The sequence below is a fragment of the Gordonia sp. G4 genome (assembly GCF_057770005.1).
Map to the genome: position 1 here is coordinate 685,084 of NZ_CM173442.1, position 20,484 is coordinate 705,567.

The following is a 20,484-nucleotide window of genomic DNA, read 5'->3' on the forward strand; positions in this document are numbered from 1 at the left end:
GTACCTGTGGACGAGCTCACCAAGGGCTCCAAGACCGCCCTGAGCACGACCGCGCACCTCGTCGAGGTTCACAGCGTTTCGCCCGACGACGTCGACCTCATCGCAGTGCTGTTGACTGCGGGCCACAAGGTCCGCACGGACGACGACCTGATCTTCTTCAACAATCCCAGCTCCTCCGGAGTCCGGTTGCAGGGTTCGAGTTCTTGTGTCGTCGACTTGCCGTCGGCGCCCCCGGACGTCGACCGGATAGTCGTCGCGGCAAGTACCGAGGCACAGCGGAAGACTGTCGAACAGATCGGCCCGCTGACGGTGACCATCTCGGGTTCGGGCAGATGGGCGTTCACCCCACCGGACCCGGGCCCCGAGACAGTTCTCCAGTTGGTGGCGTTCTATCGCCGGGACGGAGATTGGAAGCTGGACGCGATCGGACAGGGTTACCGCGAGGGGTTGGCCGCCTTCGCCACCGACTTCGGAATCGTGGTCGACGACGCGCCGAACCAGCAGACTACACAGATCGCGACGCCGGCCCCTCCGACACCTGCCGCCCAACCGGCGCCGGAAGCACGATCACCGATCAACATGTCCAAGGTCAAGGTCTCGATCACGAAGGACTCGACGGAAAAGACCGCGTCCATCGACCTTCGCAAAGGATCCTCGGATTGGGTTCTCACCGTCGGCCTCGAGTGGGACGGGCGCGGCGCCGTGTACGAGGCCGACGGTCGGGTCAAGCAGTACGGCCAGGGAGACCTCGACGTGTACTTCTTCTGCCGCGACGAGGTCGCGCACAAGTATGTGGTCATCAGCGGCGAGCAGGGCCACCGCGGCGACCTACGCAGTTGGCCCTTCATCGAGCACCACGGGGACAGCCGCGGTCCAGGACGAGGGAACAAGCCCGCCGTCGAGCAGGTCACTGTGCTACCGAAGGAGAACGGCGATCTCCTCGTCAATGTGTACCAATCCGTCGACAACGGGGCCGGTTCGATCGACAAGTTCGGCAGGCCGCGGGTGGCGATCCGATACGGACGACCGGGCAAGAACGGCCTACCCGAGCCGGACAGCGACGAGATCCTCGTCCATGTCGGCAACAGCAAGAACTCGTTCTGGGCAACGGTTGCGCACATCGATGTGCAGGGCGGTGTGCTGAAGGTCGACGGGACGACCCGCTACAGCAAATTCTTCTTCGAGCGGATGCCCACTCTCGACCGCACCGGGAAGTGGGTGCTCAGTGCCAAGGAGGCACCGACCGGACGCAGCAAGAAGGCGAACGGCTCGGGGCTGGACCGCTACCACGGAGAGCTGTGACGGCACTCGGGAAACCCCGGACAGCAGAACGGTTTCAGTTCTCGACGGTCAGTTCCACCCGCTCGTCGTAGAAGCAGATGAGGTCCCGCACTGGCTCGGCGTCGATCAGCGGATCGGTGTAGGTCCACGCCACGTCGGGCACGACGTCGTCGCCGACGATCGCCGAGAAGTAGCTCGCCTCACCCTTGTACGCGCACACCGTGACGGTGTCCGACGGGACGAGCAGGTCCATCCGGACATCCTCGCGCGGAAGGTAATGACGGGGCGGCAGATGGGTTTCGAGTAACAGCGTCGGGCGTCGACTGTCCGCCAGGACCGTGTCGCCCACCGTCACCACAACATGCCGGCTGGTGTCGAGACAGTCGATGCGCTGGAACGGATCGTGTGGATGACCGATCGCCGTCTGGTCCTCCTCCCGCCACTCGTCGAAAGCCGACCAGTCCAGCAGGACGTGATCGGCGAGGTCCGGGTCCTGCGGCCGAAACCCGGCGCCGCGCAGTGTCCGTCCGCCGGCCTGGAGGTCGTAGACCGTGCCGGTCGTGGTGTGGAGCGCGAACGGATCGTCGGGCGTCAGGATCGACGCATGCTCGGCGGTAGCGTCGGTCTGCTGTGGATTGTCGAGTCGCGCAACAACATCGGAAGCGGGTACGGCGTAGCACCCGACCACTCGATGTGGCTCCCAGACCTGGAGGGCCGTCGCCGAGTCGACGACGACCTGCCCGTCGACCATAGCGCGCACCCGCCGGCGCATGTCCGCCCAGCGCAGCGAACCGAGCTGGGACATCGTGAGTTCGTCCATCGACGTGGCCATGGTCCGATGGTCCTCCGATCACGCGAGGTACGCCAGGGTCGGTCAGTCCCCCGAGCGGAGCGACCCATCTCCATTCCCTGAGGCACGAGCGAAGCGACCCACCCCGAGCAGGGGGCTCGGCGTCCAGAGTGACCGCTTCGAGACTCGGCGGCAGGCCCGACGAGACCCAACGGTGCGACGATGGGCAGGTGACCAGGCCCACGGACACCGACTACACCGGCTCCGGCCCCGACGACGCCGAGTGGAACCGCTCCCAGCGCGACGAAACGGAAACCCAACGGCTGGACCGCAACTGGAACTCGCTCCTGCAGGAGCTCCGCGTCGTGCAGACGGGCGTGCAGATCCTGACCGGGTTCCTGCTCACCCTGCCGTTTCACGACGGGTTCGAGGAACTCGGCGGGGTGCTGCGGACCATCTACCTGATCACCGTGTCGTGCGCCGTCGGTGCGGCGATCCTGCTCGCCGCGCCGGTGGCCCTGCACCGGGCGCTGTTCCGTCAGCACCAGCTCGCGCTGATCGTCTCCTATGCGCACTACCTGTCGTTCGCCGGTCTGACACTGCTGGGACTGGCGTTGTCCGGTGCGGTCACGGTCGTCTTCGGCGCGACCGCCGGGCCGGTCCCGTCGGCGATCGCCGGAGTCGTCACGCTCGTCGTGTTCTCCCTCGCCTGGCTGATCGTCCCGCTGTGGCTGCGCGCGACGACCGGCTCGCCGCAGGAGTCCGCCGACGACCCGCGGCGTTGACAGCGTTCACCCGCCGGGGTACCCAGACGAAGTGACCCTCGCACCGAGTTTCATCGAGAACCGCTACGACGAGGTGACCGTGCTCGCGTCGTCACACGGCGGCGCGTTTCCCTACGGCAACACCGTCGTCGTCCGCGGCTCCGCTGCGACCATGGTGATCGATCCCTCCCTCGAGGTCGACCACGATCCCGTGCACCCCGACGCGGTGATGATCAGTCACGCCCACGAGGACCACATCGCCGGCCTCCGGCACTTCGCCGCGGACAAGTTCGCCCACCACGCCGATGTCGACGGCGTGCGATCCCTCCAGGTCCTCCTCGACAACTACGGTTTGACCGACGAACAGCGAGCCGGCCTCGACGCCCAGATCGGCGACACCTTCGACCTGACGCCCGGCTTTCCCGACGCCGCCGGGGTCGACGACGGGCACGTCTTCGAACTCGGCGACGTCACGGCAACGGTCGTGCACCTGCCCGGTCACACCGCGGGACATTCCGGTGTGCTGGTCGAGCCGACCGGCTTCCTCTACCTCGCCGACATCGACCTCACCTCGTTCGGACCGATGTACGGCGACCTGGGGAGCAGCGTCGACGATTACCTGGCGTCGATCGCGCGGGTGCGGGAGATCGACGCCCGCTGGTACGGCACCTTCCATCAGAAGGGAGTGGTCACCGGCGCCGACGACTTCCGCTCGCGCCTCGCGGACTACGAGGGCGTCATCCACCGGCGCGACGAGCGGCTGCTGGAACTGCTGCAGCGGCCGCGCACCGTCGACGAGATCGTCGTCGAACGGCTCGTCTACCGCCCGCATGTGCAGCTGCCCTTCGTCGACGCGGTGGAGAAGCGCACCGCCGAACTCCATCTCGAGCGGCTCCTGCGCCACGGGCAGGTTGCCCGCTCCGGTGACGGCGTCTACCACCGCGCGTGACGTGATCGCGCCGGCCGGGGAGGTTTACCGGATGTCCGGATCGGACACCCTCTGCAGGTTCATCGACATCAGCGAGAGTGAGGAGCGAGGAATGGGCACCGACACGACGCGCGAGAACAGCTGGGACTTCGGTCTGGACAGCGCGATCCCCGACCTCGGCGACTCCGGCGACGTCGAGATCTCGTCGATCGATTTCAGCGACACCTACTACGACACCGAGGACCGGGACCTGCTCGCCCACGGCACCATCGTCGTCCACTCCGACGGCGGGGACTCCGACGGCGGGGATGAGGATCAGCACGCCGGCTGGCGGGTCACGACCCCGTCCGCCGGCGAGGACATCACCGAGCAGATCGACGCACCCTCCACCGCCGTGCCGTCGGCGATCGCCGATGCCCTGTGGGGTCTGAGCGGCGGAAAGCCGTTACGCGTCGCGGCGATCGTCCACACGCACCGAACCCGCCACCGGCACCTCGACGCGAACGGCGAGGTCGCCTACGACGTGGTCGACGACACCGTCTCGGCCACCGCCACCGGCCCGGTCGCCACCGCCACGTCGTGGCGCGAGGTCGGGGTGCGAGCGGGGTCCGGCTCGACGACCATCCCGAAGAGCGTGCGCAAACGGATGGTCGGGGCGGGCGCCCGTCCGGCGTCGGCATCGTCGACGTTCGAACGCGCGGTCGGGCACGAAGCGCCCCGCCGTGCCGTGTCGGTCTCGCCGGCCGCCGTCGCCGTGGCGGACTACGTCCGGGAGCAGATCTCGACGATCTTCGCCGGTGATGTCGCCCTGCGTCGGGGCGCGAACCCGGTGCACGCCGTTCGAGTGGCCATCCGACGGCTGCGCAGCACCCTCCGGACGGCCGCTCCGCTCTTCGAACCGGACGGTCTCGCGGGTCTCGACGACGAACTCCGATGGTTCGCCGGTGTACTCGGCGAGGTGCGTGACCGTGAGGTCCTACGTGCGCGATTCGCCTCCGCGGTGGCAGAACTCCCCGACGAGCTGGTTCTCGGACCGGTCGCGGCGCGGATCGAGGAAGAGCTCTCCGCGCAGCAGCACCACCATCGGCAGAGCGTCACCGACGAGATGCGGTCGGACCGGTACCTCGTGCTGTTGTCGACACTCGCGACCTGGAACGACTCGATCCCGCTCGCCGACGACCAGATCACGAAGAAAGAGTTGCGGCGCATCGCCACCCGGGCCGCGCGCAAGGCCGACAAGCGCCTCGCGCACGCGCTTGCGACCGGCCACGAGGAGGATCTCCACCGGGCGCGCAAGGCGGCGAAACGGGCCCGGTACGCCGGTGAGCTGGCCGCGCCGGTCGTCGCCCGGTCGACCGGGCGGGGCCAGGCCAAGCGGTACAAGCGAATCCAGACCGTACTGGGCGAACACCAAGACGCCGCCGTGGCGGCCCGCACGCTACGCGAGCTGGGGGCCGGAGCCGGAACTCGCAAGGGAGAAAACGGATTCACCTACGGAATCCTGTACCAGCGCGAACTCGCCGCCGCCGCGGCCGCCCGTGACGCCGTGCTGTCCGGGACGAACTGACGCCTGCCGCGTCACCCGCGCGGCGTCTCGAGGATCGCACGCCGCAGCTCGGTGTGGTCGTCGAAGAACGTCGTGTCCGGTCCATACCGCCGGAAGGTGTCGCTCCCCCGGCCGGTGACCACGACCACGTCGCGGTCACCGGCCATGGCGGTGGCGAGCGAGAATGCCGTCTGCCGGTCCGCCTCCTCGATGACCACCGCGGATGCCGCGCGACGCGCGCCCCGGAGGACAGCGGCCCGGATCGCGGCCGGGACCTCGTCCTCGGGACTCTCGTCGGTGACGATCACGACGTCGGCGTGCTGTGCTGCGACCTCTCCCAGGGGTTCCCGTTTTCCCGGGTCACGCCCGCCGGTCGCGCCGATGACCACGATCAGTCGCCCGCCCTGCGTCAGCGACCTCAGGTACGGGAGCATCGCGTGCTGTCCCGCGGTGTTGTGCATGTAATCCACGATCGCCCGATAGGGCTGCCCGGCGTGCACGGGTTCGCATCGGCCCGGGATCCCGGTCACCGAGGAGATCCCCTCGGCCGCCGCGGCGAGGTCGACGCCGTCGGCCACCACGGAGGTGAGCGCGACCAGGGCATTGCCGACCTGATGAGGACCCAGCACCTGGAGCCCGATCCGGGTTCGCCCGTGCGGCGTGTGCACGGTGAACTCGGTCCCGAGGCGACCGGTCCGAATCCCGGTGGCGACGACATCGGCGTCCTTGCGGGTGGTCGAACAGGTCCAGGTCTCGGTCGTCGTGTCGCCGGCCAGTCGCGCACCCCAGTCGTCGTCGATGTCGATCACGGCGATCTGCGTCCGCTCCGCGGTGAACATCGCCGCCTTGGTGGCGAAATAGTCCGCCATCGATTCGTGGTAGTCCAGGTGGTCGTCGGAGAGGTTGGTGAACGCCATCACCCGGAACACGGTGCCGTCGACCCGCCCCTGATCGATCGCGTGCGAAGAGACCTCCATGGCGCAGCAGGTGACGCCGTGGCGCCGGAACGTCGCCAGTGTCCGTTGCAGCATCGGCGCCTCCGGCGTCGTGCGCACCGGGACGGTGTCGCATCCGGGTCCCCGGATACGCGCGCCGGAGATGAGCCCGCCGGCCTCGCCCGCCGCGGCGAGGGCGGCATCGACGAAGTGGGTGGTACTGGTCTTGCCGTTCGTGCCGGTGACGCCGAAGACACGCAGGTCTCGCGACGGCTCCCCGTGGAACCACGACGCCAGCGGTCCCATGACCCGTCGCGGATCGTCGACGACCAGCGTGGGCAGGAGGGACGACGGGCGATCGCTGATCACCAGTACGGTCCGGCCGCCGCCACCTCCCGCTCGAAGTCGAGTCCGTGCCACCGGCTGCCCGGAATCGCCAGGTAGGCGTCCCCGCGACGAATCGTCCGGGAATCGTCCTCGACGTCGCGGACCACCGCCGAACCGGCGTCGGCGGCGCCGACGACCGGCACCCCGAGATGGTCGGCGATACGCGCGACGGTGACCTGTCCACCCAGGTCGAGGTCCGCGCTGCGAACACTCCGCTCCGGGCTCATCGCGCCGTGGTACCCGTGGTGCGGACACCACCAAACCTCGACGTATGGCGCCGACCCGGGCGCGCATCCGGTCGGTCAGCCTGCCGATTACGTGCAAATCCCCGTAATCGGACACGGTTCGTCAACCCGCGAGTAAGTGTGACCCGCATCACATTGCATAGCAAGCGTTGCGGCACTTGACCTTTGACTCGCGAGCCGCAACCGATTTCGAGTGGGGTGTTACATATGCCCTCGTCGTGGCAACACTCGGGTTGTAGCCCGATCACGAACCGCACCAGAGGGGAGCAAGAACCGATGACCGTCTCCACCACGACCGTCCACCAGCAACTTCGCGCGATCCTCGCGCTGACGCACACCGAGATCCAGATCGCCGAGACCCGGCAGGCCCAGGCCCGCACCGACGCGATCCGCAAGGAACTCGCCGAGAACGCCGAACATGCGCGCGAGCGCGCGCTCACCATCGAGACGGCGCTGCGTGACCGCGGCGGTCTCGTCGACGTGGTCCGTCCCGTGCTGGGCCGCTTCGGAGCCGTCGCCAAGACGCTGGCCGAACAGACCCAGCCGCTCGACGAGGCCCTGCTCGACGACCTCGCCCTCGAGCAGCGACTCGTCGCACGCGCCACCTACCTCAAGGCGCTGGCCACCGGTCAGAAAGACCAGGCGCTCGTCAACCTGGCCGATCAGCTCATCGATGCGCACACGGCCACAGTTCACTGGCTCACCACGGTTCTCGCCGAGGAGGCGCTCGGCGGCCCGGCCGCGCTGCGTCGCGGACCCTCGCAGTGGGCCAGCGGGCTGGCGGCACGCGCCCTCACCGCACCGGCACTCGGAGCATCGTGGGCCATCGACCGCACCGCCGAGTTCGCCCGCCAGTTGCCCGATCCCGTGGACTCGATCCGCAGCCGCTTCGGACGTGCGGTCGACGACGCGACCGAGACCGCGTCGCGAGCGGGTGACGCGGTCGGCAACGCCGGCGCAGCCGTGTCCAAGACAGTCGCCGCCGGTCGTGACGCGGCACTCGAAGCCGTCGAGGAAAGCGCTCGCGACAACGGTGCCAAGGGTGCCGCCGACGCGCTCCACCAGTTGCGCGAGATCACCGGAACCGTTGAGGCCGAAGATCTCCCGATCGAGGGCTATGTCGGCCTGAACGTCACCGACGCCGTGGCCGCGGTCAAGGAGCTGACCAAGCCTGCCGACCTGCGCGTCACCCTCGCCTACGAAGAGGCGCACAAGAACCGCCAGCGCGTGGTGTCGGCGATCGAGATCCGATTCGCCGAACTCGCGAAGGACCTGGTCGGCATCGACAGCTGATCTGCCGGACCGACCGACCCGACGGCCGCCATCCACCTGATGGCGGCCGTCGTCGTGTCTGGACTGAAAAAGAAGTTTGGATCAGATCCAGAAAAACCGTGCGAGACCGCGTCGACGCCCCTATGGTGAATGGCGTGGCATCCACATCGGACTACGCCCAGCAACTCCGGGCCGCAGATCTTCGTGTCACCCAGCCGCGGGTGACGGTGATGCACGCCGTCGACGATCACCCACACGCCGACACGGACACGATCTACCACGCGGTACGCGAAACCCTCCCCAAGGTCTCACGTCAGGCCGTCTACGATGTGCTGCACGCCCTGACCGAGCGCGGTCTCATCCGCCGGATCCAGCCGTCGGGTTCGTTGTCGCGCTACGAGTTTCGCACCGGAGACAATCACCATCACGTCGTCTGCCGCGCCTGTGGCGCAATTGCCGACGTGGATTGCGCAATCGGGGAAGCCCCATGCCTGACCCCATCCGATGACCACGGGTTCGTCCTCGACGAGGCCGAGGTCATCTTCTGGGGACGATGCCCCGAGTGCCTCAGTACAGCCCCGACCTGATCACACCCGTGTGATCACAGCCCGTCAGTTGTTCCCCCTCGAAAGGAATGTCGTGACCTCCGACAGCCGTCCACCCAATCCCGACGACAAGACGCGAAGCAACAGCGAGAGCGAGAACCCGGTCATCTCGTCGCCGGAGCCCAAAGCGCATGCGCCGCTGACCAACAAGGACTGGTGGCCCGAGCAGATCGACCTCTCGATCCTGCACGCGCATTCCTCGCTCTCCAACCCGCTCGGCGAAGACTTCGATTACGCAACGGAATTCGCCAAGCTCGATGTCGAGGCACTGAAGGCAGACCTCATCTCGCTGATGACCACGTCGCAGGACTGGTGGCCCGCCGACTACGGTCACTACGGCGGCCTCTTCATCCGCATGAGCTGGCACGCCGCCGGCACCTACCGCATCTACGACGGCCGCGGCGGCGGTGGTCAGGGTGCACAGCGATTCGCCCCGCTGAACAGCTGGCCGGACAACGCCAACCTGGACAAGGCGCGTCGCCTGCTCTGGCCCATCAAGCAGAAGTACGGCACCAAACTGTCCTGGGCCGACCTGCTGGTGTACGCGGGCAATGTCGCCCTGGAGTCCATGGGCTTCAAGACCTTCGGCTTCGGCTTCGGCCGTGAGGACATCTGGGAGCCCGAGGAGGTGTTCTGGGGTCCGGAGGATGCGTGGCTGGGCACCGACAAGCGCTACTCCGGTGAGCGCGAACTGGCCAAGCCGCTCGGCGCGACGACCATGGGCCTCATCTACGTGAATCCCGAGGGACCCGAGGGCAAGCCGGATCCGCTGGCCGCCGCCGAGGACATCCGCGAGACCTTCAGCCGGATGGCCATGAACGACGAGGAGACCGCGGCGCTCATCATCGGCGGTCACAGCTTCGGCAAGACCCACGGCGCGGGCAACGGCGATCTGGTCGGCCCCGAGCCCGAGGGCGCTCCGATCGAGCAGCAGGGCCTGGGCTGGAAGTCGTCCTTCGGCAAGGGCAAGGCCGAGGACACCATCACCAGCGGCCTCGAGGTCGTCTGGACGTCCACCCCCACCCAGTGGGGCAACGGGTTCCTCCAGAACCTCTACGGTTACGAATGGGAACTCACCAAGAGTCCCGCGGGTGCGTGGCAGTACGTCGCCAAGGACGGTGCGGGAGCGGGCACCATCCCCGATCCGTTCGGCGGTCCCGGGCGCGCCCCGACGATGCTGGTCACCGATGTCGCACTGCGTGAGTCGCCGATCTACGCCGACATCACCCGTCGCTGGCTCGACCATCCCGAGGAACTCGCCGAGGCGTTCGCCAAGGCCTGGTACAAGCTCCTACACCGCGACATGGGTCCCGTCAGCCGATACCTCGGCCCGTGGGTTCCCGAGCCGCAGATCTGGCAGGACCCGGTTCCGGAGGTGGACCACCCGCTGATCGACGCCGACGACATCGCCTCCCTGAAGGGAAAGCTGCTCGAGGTGCTCTCGCCGACGCAGCTCCTCAAGACCGCGTGGGCGTCGGCCGCCAGCTTCCGCAGCACCGACAAGCGCGGCGGCGCCAACGGCGCACGCATCCGCCTGGAGCCGCAGAAGAACTGGGAGATCAACGAACCCGGCGAACTGGCCAAGGTGTTGCCGGTCCTCGAGCAGGTCCAGAAGGACTTCAACGACTCGGCGTCGGGAGGCAAGAAGGTGTCGCTCGCCGACATCATCGTCCTCGGCGGCGCGGCCGCGGTCGAAAAGGCCGCCGAGGCAGCCGGATTCCCGGTCACCGTGCCCTTCACCCCCGGCCGCACCGACGCGTCGCAGGAGAGCACCGACGTCGACTCGTTCGAGGTCCTCGAGCCCCGGGCCGACGGCTTCCGCAACTACAGCAAGGGTGGCGAGAAGACACCGCTGGAGTCGCTGTTGCTCGACCGCGCGTACATGCTGGATCTCACCGCGCCGGAGCTGACCGTCCTGATCGGCGGCCTCCGGGTGCTCGATACCAACTACGGTGGCGCCAAGCACGGTGTGTTCACCGACCGACCCGGGGTTCTGTCGACGGACTTCTTCCGCACCATCGTCGACATGAACATCGAGTGGAAGACCGGCTCCGACGAAAACGTCTACGAGGGAACCGATCGCGCCACCGGCGAGAAGAAGTGGACCGCGACCGCGGCCGATCTCGTGTTCGGATCACACTCGCAGCTCCGAGCACTGTCCGAGGTCTACGCCCAGGACGACTCGGCGGAGCGGTTCGTCGACGACTTCGTCAAGGCCTGGGTGAAGGTCTCGCACAACGATCGGTTCGATCTGGCCTGATCTCTCACCGTCGCAACCCAGAACACCCCGCGGGCGAGTTGTCCGCGGGGTGTTCTGCGTTCAGTGACCCGTGCGCGCGGGCTCGCTCGCGTCACGCCCGGCGAACGCAGGCGACGACCTCGGCGAGCACCTGCTCGACCCGGGACCCATCGAGTGCGGCGGCCGCGCCGGTCACCATGACCTGCAGCTCCCCTCGCGCGGTCGGCGAGCCCTCGATCTGCAGCATCCACCGCGAGGTCCGCGGCGGGAACACGTACAGGTCACCGCCCGAACGGGGCGGGGTGATCGTCGGGGTCCAGCCGAGCAGGACCGGAACCGGGAAGAGCCGCCCGTCGACGACCGGCTTTCCCAGTACGTCCAGCACGTCTTCCATCGGCGCGGTCGCCGCGGCGATACACCGGCGGGTGCGTTCCACCGAGTCGCGCACATCCTCTCGGGCGTCGAGCGGCGTCATCGCGGATATGACGAAATCGCCCACGATGCCGTCGGCACCCGCCGGCCGTTTCGACGCCGCGGTGGCGGCCATCACCCGGTGTTGCCCGGTGAGCCGTGCCAGCGCCACGGACACCGCGCACCCGAACGCCTCGAACGGGGTCATACCGCGCTCGGACGCACCAGTGCGGAACTGCGCGTAGGTGTCGGCGTCGACGAGAGCCCGACGGCGTAGGGCCGCGGACTGTTCGCACGAGACGGGGTCCAGACCGTCCAGGGTGAAGGTCCGGTCGGCCGGCGCACCCAGCAGTTCCTTCCACCACCGCCCGTCGACCGCGTCGTCGGCGGTCCGTGTCGGCGACGAGATCGACTGCGCAGCGGGCATGTTCACTCCGCGAGCGATGAGGTCGGCCTCGGTGGCGAGCACTCCGAGCGAGTGCCCGTCCACGGCAATGTGATGGAACACCGCGACCGCAGCCGTCACACCGCCGTCGGCATCCGCCAGAATCCGCATGCAGAACGGTGGAGCCACCCGCACATCCAGCGACGCCGACATCTGTTCGGCGAGCGCACGCAGGTCGTCCCGCCCTGGGTCCGGGCCGGCTTCGGCGAGTGGAACGATCTGCACGGCGGCATCGACGGCCGCGTCGGCGCCGCCCGCCATCGCCCGCTGCACCGGCCCGGCGGGGGTGTCCGGATAGATCGATCGCAGGGCGGGGTGCCGATCGGCCAACGTCCGGAGCAACTCTCGCAGTTCGACGGCAGTGGGCCGCCCGGCCTCGGGTGGAACCCAGCCGAGGCGGATCAGCTGCCCGTGCGGATGTCCCGGCGCGCGTTCGACCGTCCGTTCCGCGGACGTGAGAGGACGGTCCTCGTCGAGCGCGACCGGTCGACGTGTGTCGACGTCCGGGCCCACCGGCTCGACCATCCGCTGCGCCAGCGTCTCCAGGTCGGGCGCGGTGAGCACGTCGTCGGGGCCGATCTCGGAATGCCCTGCCGCCGTGAGCAAGCCGACGACCCGCATGACCGCCAGGGAGTCGCCGCCCTGCTCGAGGAAGCCGGCGAACAGATCCACCGCATCTGTGCCCAGGGTCTCCCCCACGACCCGCACCAGCAGGGTCTCGTGCGACCCCACCGGTCCCCGCGCGGACCGGCTGCGGGGGAGCGGGTACTCCGCCAGCTTTCGCACGTCGAGCTTGCCGTTGCCGGTGGGGGGCAGCGCGTCGATGCACACGACGAGGGCCGGGACCATGTACGACGGCAGCACACGGGCGACTGCGCGGCGTAGACCGGGTGTGTCGGGGTCCGTTCCGGAATCACGCGGCACGACGAACGACACCAATGCGGTTCGGCCCGAGGGTAATTCCCGCAGAATCGTCGCGGAGCTCCGTACGCCGGCGCACCGCCCGAGCGCGGCGTCGATCTCGGCGAGTTCGATGCGCAGCCCGCGCAGGGTGACCTGCTTGTCACGCCGTCCCAGCAGGCTGATCTCACCCGCGCCGGACCACTGCGCCAGGTCTCCCGTCCGGTACATCGTCTCCCCGGTCGAGAACGTGCACGCGACAAAAGCTTCCGCGGTGGACACCGGGTCGTCGAGATAGCCGTCGGCCAGCTGCGGTCCCGCGCAGTGGAGTGTGCCCAGCGCGCCCGGAGGCTGCGACCGCCCCAGCCGGTCCAGGACCGCCTCGCTCACCCCCACCATCGGCGGACCCACGGTGATCGCCCTGCCCGGGGCCAACGGTCCGGAGATGTTGATGCTGCATCGGGTTTCGGTGGGTCCGTAGGCATTCCTCAGTCGAACACGACCCGACCACGTGTCGACCAGGCGCCGCGAGGGGGCTTCACCGCCGATGATCACCTGCACGAGGTCGTCGGCGAGGTCGACGGGCAGCGTGTCCAGGACCGACGGCGTGACGATGAGGTGACTGACGCGGTGTCGTCGGATCAGGTGGGCGAGGGCCTCACCACCGGACGCCGAGTTCGGCGCGACGACGACGGTCGCCCCGCAGACGACCCCGCACAGCATCTCCACGACGCCGGTGTCGAAGGTCGGGGACGACGCGTGCAGGATGCGCGACCCGGGTGCGAGCGCATAGGTCTGTCGGATCTCCGCGACCAGGGCGGGAATGCCGCGGTGCGGCATCACCACGCCTTTCGGTGTGCCCGTGGATCCTGAGGTGAACAGCAGGTAGGCGGCGTCGTCGGGCCCGCATTCCAGGCCGCGCGACCGGCCTGCCATCGGTGAGCCGGGGTCGTCGTGCTCGAGGTCGAGCCACCGGACCGAGCCCGGGCGTGCGGTGCCCGGCGTGCACAACCCGACTTCGGCGCCGGAGCGTTCGACGAGATCCCGCGTCCTCGCCTCCGGTGCGAACGGGTCGCCGACGGGCACCCACACGCCGCCCGCGCACAGCACCGACCAGAACGCGACGATCGAGGCCACCGACCTATCGATCGACACCGCCACGCGGTCGCCCGCACCGACCCCGGCCGACATGAGCAGCCGAGTCCCCCGATCCACCCGGAGGGCGAACTCGCGCCGGGACACCGACACCTCACCGTCGATGATCGCGACTGCCTCTGGATTCGACGACCGATAGTCCTCGAGGTGGCTCACGGTCGGCACGAACGGCGGCGCCGGCGGTCCGCTCCGGTACCGGAACCGCTCCCATTCCCCGTCGACGAACACCGAGTCGTCGGGAACCCGGGCGCCGCCGTCCAGTTCGTGCAGGGTCGCGGTGAGGTGGCGGTCGAAGCGCCGGGCAAGGGTGGCCAGCGCGTCGGCGTCGACGACTGCCGCCGGGGCTTCCCAGGTCACCGCCTGACGCCCTTCCTGGTCCGCGGGGTGCAGGGTCACCGCGACGTCGGAGATCGGTCCGGTCCGCATCAGCTCGAGTCCCCAGTGCAGGCCGTCGTCAGCGGGCGACTCGAAACCCGGCAGGAGGTTGACCACTGCACCGAAACCATTAAGCCCCTGCCGGTTTCGCAGCATGTCCTCGCGGGGGTAACGCTGACGGCGGAGTGCGTCGATCAGGGCCGACGACACATCGGCGACCGCCTGCGCGGCGTCACGGTCCCCGATTCCGTCGAGGCGCAACGGCACGACGTTCGAGACGGGCTGCACCGCCCGTGATCGTGCCGCCGACGTTCGGACGGCCACCGGAAGACTCAGCCCCACGTCCGGGGTGTCGAGGAGCCGGGCGCACAGACCTGCGAAGGCCGCGACGAACTCCGCCGCCGATGCGACACGCGGACTGCTCAGGGTCTCGGTGACCCGCGCGATCGACGACGTGAGATGCGCGACGGGCCCGGCCAGCAGGGACGGTTCGAGGCAGTCGAGTTCTCGCGCCCAGTGTTCCTCGTCGGTCACTCGTCGTCGCGAGTCGCGGTATGCCTTCTCATCGGCTTCGAGTTCGAGATCGTCGGCGAGCAACAGTTCGTCGGGCCGCGCGGTTCCCGCGTAGACACCGGCGATGTGCGCCATCACCCGCAGGGCTCCGGCGCCGTCGGTGAGCACGTGATGAACGCGCACGATCCAGCGGTGGGAGTCGGGACCGAGAACGTGCAGTTCGCTGCGGAACAGCGGCAGTCCGAGGTCGGCACCTGCGGGGTCGTCGAGGAAACGCTGCGCACGCGACTCGCTCGCGGCCGCCGGGTCGACACACGCGGACAGGTCCACGTTCTCCACCGGGTCCAGCCCGGAACCGGCGGGACACAGCGGCTGCGGATGACCCTCGCCCGGTGAGCGTTCCGGGTGCAGACGCACGTCGCACCAGCCGACGTGGTCGAGCACTGCGCCGGCAGCGTGGTGCAGTCGATCGGCGTCGAGCCGGCCGCGCAAGGTCAGGCCGAATGCGACGACGTGCGAGACCTCAGGGTGCAGCAGTTGCGAGAGCCACAGGCCGCGGCGCGTCACGGTCATCGCGGATCGCCCCCCGGACGTCGTCCGGTCGGCCGTGTCACGCTCCGAGCGCGCGGGCGAACATCGGCCACGACTCATGCATCTGGTCCTCCCAGTACCCCCAGGAATGCGTGCCGGTCGCCGGGAGCCGGACGACGGCCGGGATGCGAAGTGCGGCGAGGCGATTCGCCATCGTCACCGTGCACGAACGCGCAGTGGCCTCGGCGAAACCACCGGCGGCGACCTGTTCGGCGAGTTCCCCCACGTTGCCCGCAACGCGCCGGTCCGACAGGTTGTCATGTGCGCCGGGCAAGCCCGTCGCCGCGCTGATCCACAGGGCGGGGGTGCGACGAGCGAGCTTGTAGGCGTTGATCACCGGGTCCTGCGCCGCCCACTGCGGGTCGCCGGGCGGACCGTACATGTTGCTGGCGTCGGCGAGTCCGGGGACGAACGCCACGTTGCGCAGCAGCAGCTGTCCGGTGGGTGATGCGGTGTCGGCGCATCCCGAGTAGGAGCCGACCGCTCGATAGAACCCCGGGTGGTTCTCGGCGATCCGGAGCACCGCGGTACCCGCCATCGAGATACCCGCGACGCCGCGCGAGCGCATCGGCCCGGATCGTCCCCCGTGCGCGTTCTCGAAGGCGGCGGGCAACTCCGAGGTCAGAAAGGTCTCCCACCGCAGGGGCCGGGACGTCTTCACGCCGAACCGGAAGTTCGCGGCGGGGTCGACGCGGCGCCAGTCGGCGTAGTAGCTCGCAGCACCGCCGATCGGGGTGACGGTCCACACGTTCTTGTTGGCATAGAACGCGTTGGCGTCGGTGGCGTGCGTCCAGTCGTCGTCGTCCTCGCCGCCCGACGATCCACTGAGCAGGTACATCACCGGCGCGGCCTGGTTGCGGTTCGCAGGCGTCTGCACCAGCGACGGGACCTGGGTCTGCATGGACCGCGACCACACCGACACCACCAGGTTCCGCGGCGACACCCAGGTCTCCCGGTACGGCGCACCCGCGGTCGCCTTGGCGTAGCCGACCCCGGCGAGGGTGTCCGCGCCCGCGGCGCCGGCCGACGGCACGAGCAGCCCCCCAACGCCGAGCAGGAGGCACAGAACGGCGGCACCACCCGCGATCACGGCGTTGGACAAGCGAGACATCCATGGCTCCCTGGGTTCGGGCCGGGTCATCCAGCCGACTCCGTCATCGTATGCACATCACCGGCGTACTCCGGACAGTTCTGGTCAATCGTCCAGAGCTGTCCCACAGCGGAATCGGACGAATCGGTTATGCCCTCCGCCCTGCCCACGTACGGTCGGACGATGACACCTCTCCTGCGCACCGCCGTCGCGACGCTCGCCGCCGCGGCCGCTCTCCTGACACCCCTCGCGATGTCGTCGGCGACGGCGAATGCCACGCCCTCCTCCGGAATCTCGGCGGTCAGCCTGGCCAAGGCGGACATCCCGGCGGACCTCCTGCCCTTCGTACCCGACGGCGTGCACGTCGAGGTCCGCGAGATCACCATCGCGCCCGGTGGCACCACCGGCTGGCACTACCACGACGGCACGCTCATCGGTCTGGTCCGCCAGGGCACGCTCACTCACCCGGGCTCCGACTGCAAACCCGTCGTCTACCGGACCGGGGAGATCATCCAGGAGCCCGGAGGCAAGGCAAACACCCACGAGGGGACCAACCTCGGGACCACTCCGGTCATCCTCGACGTCCTGTACCTGATGCCACTGAACAAGCCGCTCTCCGAGGACTCGCCGGCGCCGCCGTGCGCGACGGCCACTCCCTGACGGCAAGCGACGCCCCTCCGCTCCCTGAGGTCGAGGAGCGCAAGCAAAGCCCCTCCGCTCCCTGAGGTGCGAGGAGCGCAAGCGACGAGCCACGAAGGGGCTCGCAACCCGCCTCGCGAAGGCCCTTCGAGGCTCGCTTCGCTCGCACCTCAGGGAGCAGGGGGCCACGTCGCTCGCACCTCAGGAGCAGGTTCGCGCACCTCACGGATCAGTGAGCAGGTCACTGCCGCCGGCTGAGCAGGGCGCCGAGTTCGATTGCGAGCGTTCGGGATTCCGCGGTGAGAAGTCGGCCGTCGCGCACCACCCACCGCCCGCCGACCATGACGTCGCGGGGTCGCCGTCCCGGGGCCGCCCAGAGGAGGCCGTCGAGTGGGTCGGGAACCCCGGCGTCGAAGACGTCCGAGCAGTCCCACACACAGAGGTCGGCGGCGGCGCCGGGTCGCAGGTGCCCCAGCTCGCTGCGGCCGAGGCCCATGGCCGAACCCTCGGAGGCCATCGCGAGAACCGCACGGGCCGTGACGGGTTCGCCGATCAAGCCCGAGACCTGCACGGCCAGACGGGCATCGGCGATCAGGTGTCCGGCGTCGTTGCTACCGCCGCCGCTGGTGCCGAGGCCCACCCGCACCCCCGCGGACATGAGTGCGGCAACGCGCGCGACACCCCATCCCATCGGTACGTCGCATCCCGGAGCATGGGTCGCCGACACTCCCGATCTCGCGAGGAGGGACACTTCGTCGTCGGTGATGTCGCACAGGTGTGCCACGGTGACGTCGTCGTCGAGCCAACCCCACTCGTCGAGCAGTGCGAGGGGACGGCGCCCGTATCGTTCCGCGGCGATCTGCACGTCGACCTGCTCGTTGGCCTGCGTACGGCGACGTAGACCCAGGCTCGACGCGACCTCGGCGAGTGCCGCGAAGGTCTCCGGCCCGTCGGCATGTACGCCGGACGGGCCGACGGCCAGCTGGAGCATGCCGTCGGCGCTGGTGCCGTTGGTCGCCGCGCCCAGGTACGTGCCGTGGATGTCCTCGACCGACGCGGCAGCGAGATCCGGGTCGTCACGGGCGGTGCCCCGGACGAACGCCAACCGCGCGCCGACTCGCGCCGCGGCGCCGATCGTCCCGCCGGCCACTGCGACCGGGTCCTGATCGCGCGGCCAGGTCAGATGGTGATCGGCCACCGTGGTCACCCCGCACAGCAGTGATTCGGCGAGTCCGACTGCTGCTGCCGCGGCGGTGAGCTCGGGATCGACACCGACCGACGAATAGCGTTGCGCCATCAGGCCGAGCCACTGCGGCATCGGGACGGACCGGCTCTCCGGGCGCGACCGGAAGGCGGTCTGCAACAGATGGTGATGGGCATTCACGAGACCGGGTGTGACGACGCACCCCGAGACGTCGACGACCTCATCCGCTCGGGCCTGCTCGCCGGCCGCGTCCCCGATCCGTCCGTCCTCGACGACGACCGGGTCGCGGGTGACCATCGAGGCGTCGCGCATCACCGCGGCCGCCCCGGTGAGCACGGTGGTGGTCACAGTTCGAGCACCAGACGACCACTCGTGCAACGAGACACGCAGATCATCATGGATTCGTTCTCGGACCGCTCCTCCGGGGACAGGATCGAGTCCCGGTGGTCCACCTCGCCGCTGACCACCCCCGTCTCACACGTTCCGCAGATTCCCTCGCGACACGACGAGGGTGCCACGACCCCGCGTCCGTCCAGGACGTCGAGGATGGTGCGGTCGTGCGGCACCGTCACGGTCACGCCGGAGAAGGCCAGCGAGAGTTCGAAGTCGGTGTTCGCCGCGGATTCCGTTGTCGTCGCGGTGAACGTCTCGGCGAACGAATCCACCGCCGGTTGCGGTTCGCACACGCGCGCCACCGCATCCAGCATCGACGGCGGACCACATGTGTACACGGCGGTACCGCGCGGCAACCCGCCAAGCACATCACCGAGATCCAGGCGGCCCGAGCGACCGGACTCGTGAACGGTGACCAGCCCTGGGTACCCGGACTCGATCTCGTCGACGAATGCCATCTCCGCCCGCGACCGCCCGACGTAGACGAGCCGCGACGGCCGGCCGGATCGATGCGCCTGCTCCATGAGGGCGAGGACCGGAGTGATGCCGATACCACCGGCCACGAACACGTAGCCGAGTGCGCGCGTCAGCGCGAAGTGGTTGCGCGGCAGACCGATCGTCACCTCGGCGCCCACCTCGATGTCGTCGTGCGCGGAGATCGACCCGCCGCGGCTGTCGAGGCGACGTTCGACAGCGATTCGGTAGGTGCTCGTGTCGTCGGGCGACGAGCACAGGGAGTACTGCCGCACCGGCCCGGCGGGCGTGTGCAGATCGACGTGCGATCCGGCGGTCCACGGCGGGAGCGCCGCGCCCCCCACCGGCGCGAGGACGAATTCGTCCACCCGACTGGTGAGTCGGCGCCGGGACACCACGCGTACACGCACGGTGTCCTGGATGTCGGTTGCTGACAAAGACATCGGAGATCTCCTCGATACGATGATCTCCGCCGGGATTCCCAGCCACGGGAACCACCCCCACCGACCCGGGTCAGGACACCTGCGCCGACGCCTGGACGACGACCAGGCGAGCGGCCTCGCGACCTATGAGCCGCCATCGGTGGGGAATTCCGCCAGCGTAGTAAAGGCTGTCGCCTCTTCGCAATTCGAGAACACTGCCGTCACCGAGATCGACCTCGATCTCGCCGTCGACGACGTGCAGCCATTCGTCCTGGTCGTGCTGGAAGTACTCGCCGTAGTCCCGTCTGTTCAACGACTGCTCCTGGGGGAAGAACGCGGCGTCCCCCCGGACGAGCAGGCGCGCATATCCGGCGTTGTCGCCGGCCTGCGGGAGGATCGCACCTTCTCCCGCACGCACCAGCTGCGCACCCACGGGCGCCGACGACGGGACTCCCGCCACATGCGCGGGGTCGGCGGCCAGCATGAGACTCACCTGGGTCGTGTCCAGGGCCCGCGCGATCCGTTCCAGGGTCGTCATGCTGGGACGCGCGTAACCGCGTTCGAGCTGCGAGAGGAACGGGTGCGAGATACCGGCCTGCGCAGCCAGATTCGCCAGCGTGAGACCGTGTTGCTTGCGTCGTCTGCGAATCTCCGCACCCAGCGACGCCTGCGCGAGATCCGGCTCGTCGAGCGCCATGTGCCCACACCCTTCCTCCGGCGAAAGTCGGATCGATGGTTACACGCCCGCAGCGCTGGTTAACGTCGCGGCAACAGCGCGTTCCTATATTCGGTCGTGTTGACGTGATCAACAAGTATCACGAACCGCCCCACCCCCGCCGACCCCAGCCACAGCGGGACCACCGACCTCACGTGCACCGTT

The 20,484-nt window shown here is 69.0% G+C and carries 16 protein-coding genes; 8 read left to right on the forward strand and 8 right to left on the reverse strand.

The window, feature by feature from the left end:
- Positions 1-6: 6 nt before the first annotated feature.
- Positions 7-1,302: a TerD family protein gene (locus AC3B5T_RS02830; RefSeq protein ID WP_488358235.1), complete on the forward strand. Its 1,296-nt coding sequence runs from the start codon at positions 7-9 to the stop codon at positions 1,300-1,302.
- Between the two features lie 34 nt (positions 1,303-1,336).
- Here AC3B5T_RS02830 and AC3B5T_RS02835 read toward each other — a convergent pair whose 3' ends face one another.
- Positions 1,337-2,113: a DUF427 domain-containing protein gene (locus tag AC3B5T_RS02835; RefSeq protein ID WP_488358236.1), complete on the reverse strand. Its 777-nt coding sequence runs from the start codon at positions 2,111-2,113 to the stop codon at positions 1,337-1,339.
- A gap of 188 nt (positions 2,114-2,301) precedes the next feature.
- On the opposite strand from AC3B5T_RS02835, the gene AC3B5T_RS02840 reads away from it, so the two are divergent.
- The 3 genes from AC3B5T_RS02840 (at position 2,302) to AC3B5T_RS02850 (ending at position 5,330) form a co-directional block, all read left to right on the forward strand.
- Positions 2,302-2,856, forward strand: coding sequence for a DUF6328 family protein (locus AC3B5T_RS02840; protein ID WP_488358237.1), 555 nt, complete (start codon positions 2,302-2,304; stop codon positions 2,854-2,856).
- Between the two features lie 31 nt (positions 2,857-2,887).
- Entirely contained in the window at positions 2,888-3,784 is an 897-nt protein-coding gene (locus AC3B5T_RS02845) for an MBL fold metallo-hydrolase (RefSeq protein ID WP_055474453.1), read from the forward strand.
- 91 nt (positions 3,785-3,875) lie between these two features.
- On the forward strand, positions 3,876-5,330 hold the full coding sequence (locus AC3B5T_RS02850; protein ID WP_231632615.1) for a CYTH and CHAD domain-containing protein: 1,455 nt from the start codon (positions 3,876-3,878) through the stop codon (positions 5,328-5,330).
- A gap of 11 nt (positions 5,331-5,341) precedes the next feature.
- Here AC3B5T_RS02850 and AC3B5T_RS02855 read toward each other — a convergent pair whose 3' ends face one another.
- The gene (locus AC3B5T_RS02855) at positions 5,342-6,613 is read right to left on the reverse strand and encodes a Mur ligase family protein (RefSeq protein ID WP_231632616.1); all 1,272 of its coding nucleotides are present in this window, start codon (positions 6,611-6,613) and stop codon (positions 5,342-5,344) included.
- Positions 6,610-6,858: a hypothetical protein gene (locus AC3B5T_RS02860; protein ID WP_231632617.1), complete on the reverse strand. Its 249-nt coding sequence runs from the start codon at positions 6,856-6,858 to the stop codon at positions 6,610-6,612. The genes AC3B5T_RS02855 and AC3B5T_RS02860 overlap by 4 nt, the downstream gene beginning before the upstream one ends.
- 294 nt (positions 6,859-7,152) lie before the next feature.
- On the opposite strand from AC3B5T_RS02860, the gene AC3B5T_RS02865 reads away from it, so the two are divergent.
- The 3 genes from AC3B5T_RS02865 to katG all read left to right on the forward strand — a co-directional run bounded on the left by AC3B5T_RS02865 (position 7,153) and on the right by katG (position 11,013).
- The gene (locus AC3B5T_RS02865) at positions 7,153-8,169 is read left to right on the forward strand and encodes a ferritin-like domain-containing protein (RefSeq protein ID WP_055474454.1); all 1,017 of its coding nucleotides are present in this window, start codon (positions 7,153-7,155) and stop codon (positions 8,167-8,169) included.
- 122 nt (positions 8,170-8,291) lie between these two features.
- Positions 8,292-8,735 carry a Fur family transcriptional regulator gene (locus AC3B5T_RS02870; protein ID WP_010844737.1) on the forward strand — a complete coding sequence of 148 codons (444 nt, stop codon included), beginning with the start codon at positions 8,292-8,294 and terminating at the stop codon, positions 8,733-8,735.
- A 52-nt stretch (positions 8,736-8,787) separates the two neighbouring features.
- On the forward strand, positions 8,788-11,013 hold the full coding sequence (gene katG, locus AC3B5T_RS02875; protein WP_055474455.1) for a catalase/peroxidase HPI: 2,226 nt from the start codon (positions 8,788-8,790) through the stop codon (positions 11,011-11,013).
- Between the two features lie 91 nt (positions 11,014-11,104).
- On the opposite strand, the gene AC3B5T_RS02880 is transcribed toward katG, so the two are convergent.
- Both AC3B5T_RS02880 and AC3B5T_RS02885 read right to left on the reverse strand, forming a co-directional pair.
- Complete coding sequence (locus tag AC3B5T_RS02880) at positions 11,105-15,364, reverse strand: non-ribosomal peptide synthetase (protein WP_488358238.1); 4,260 nt, start codon at positions 15,362-15,364, stop codon at positions 11,105-11,107.
- 37 nt (positions 15,365-15,401) lie between these two features.
- Positions 15,402-16,493 (reverse strand): alpha/beta hydrolase, encoded by a 1,092-nt coding sequence (locus AC3B5T_RS02885; RefSeq protein ID WP_035718281.1) that lies wholly within the window; start codon positions 16,491-16,493, stop codon positions 15,402-15,404.
- 162 nt (positions 16,494-16,655) lie between these two features.
- On the opposite strand from AC3B5T_RS02885, the gene AC3B5T_RS02890 reads away from it, so the two are divergent.
- On the forward strand, positions 16,656-17,132 hold the full coding sequence (locus tag AC3B5T_RS02890) for a cupin domain-containing protein (RefSeq protein ID WP_055474552.1): 477 nt from the start codon (positions 16,656-16,658) through the stop codon (positions 17,130-17,132).
- Positions 17,133-17,352: 220 nt separating this feature from the next.
- On the opposite strand, the gene AC3B5T_RS02895 is transcribed toward AC3B5T_RS02890, so the two are convergent.
- The 3 genes from AC3B5T_RS02895 to AC3B5T_RS02905 form a co-directional block, all read right to left on the reverse strand.
- Positions 17,353-18,663 (reverse strand): amidohydrolase family protein, encoded by a 1,311-nt coding sequence (locus AC3B5T_RS02895; protein WP_156354129.1) that lies wholly within the window; start codon positions 18,661-18,663, stop codon positions 17,353-17,355.
- Positions 18,660-19,625 carry a PDR/VanB family oxidoreductase gene (locus AC3B5T_RS02900; protein WP_055474457.1) on the reverse strand — a complete coding sequence of 322 codons (966 nt, stop codon included), beginning with the start codon at positions 19,623-19,625 and terminating at the stop codon, positions 18,660-18,662. Before AC3B5T_RS02900 ends, AC3B5T_RS02895 begins: the two co-directional genes overlap by 4 nt.
- A 70-nt stretch (positions 19,626-19,695) precedes the next feature.
- Positions 19,696-20,301, reverse strand: coding sequence for a helix-turn-helix domain-containing protein (locus AC3B5T_RS02905; RefSeq protein WP_010842770.1), 606 nt, complete (start codon positions 20,299-20,301; stop codon positions 19,696-19,698).
- Between the last annotated feature and the right edge of the window lie 183 nt (positions 20,302-20,484).

Coding starts and splice junctions, on each gene's coding strand:
- AC3B5T_RS02835 (WP_488358236.1), bottom strand. CDS start 2,113: ATGGCCACGTCGATGGACGAACTCACGATGTCCCAGCTCGGTTCGCTG.
- AC3B5T_RS02850 (WP_231632615.1), top strand. CDS start 3,876: ATGGGCACCGACACGACGCGCGAGAACAGCTGGGACTTCGGTCTGGAC.
- AC3B5T_RS02860 (WP_231632617.1), bottom strand. CDS start 6,858: ATGAGCCCGGAGCGGAGTGTTCGCAGCGCGGACCTCGACCTGGGTGGA.
- AC3B5T_RS02865 (WP_055474454.1), top strand. CDS start 7,153: ATGACCGTCTCCACCACGACCGTCCACCAGCAACTTCGCGCGATCCTC.
- AC3B5T_RS02870 (WP_010844737.1), top strand. CDS start 8,292: ATGGTGAATGGCGTGGCATCCACATCGGACTACGCCCAGCAACTCCGG.
- AC3B5T_RS02880 (WP_488358238.1), bottom strand. CDS start 15,364: ATGACCGTGACGCGCCGCGGCCTGTGGCTCTCGCAACTGCTGCACCCT.
- AC3B5T_RS02885 (WP_035718281.1), bottom strand. CDS start 16,493: ATGTCTCGCTTGTCCAACGCCGTGATCGCGGGTGGTGCCGCCGTTCTG.
- AC3B5T_RS02890 (WP_055474552.1), top strand. CDS start 16,656: ATGACACCTCTCCTGCGCACCGCCGTCGCGACGCTCGCCGCCGCGGCC.
- AC3B5T_RS02900 (WP_055474457.1), bottom strand. CDS start 19,625: ATGTCTTTGTCAGCAACCGACATCCAGGACACCGTGCGTGTACGCGTG.
- AC3B5T_RS02905 (WP_010842770.1), bottom strand. CDS start 20,301: ATGGCGCTCGACGAGCCGGATCTCGCGCAGGCGTCGCTGGGTGCGGAG.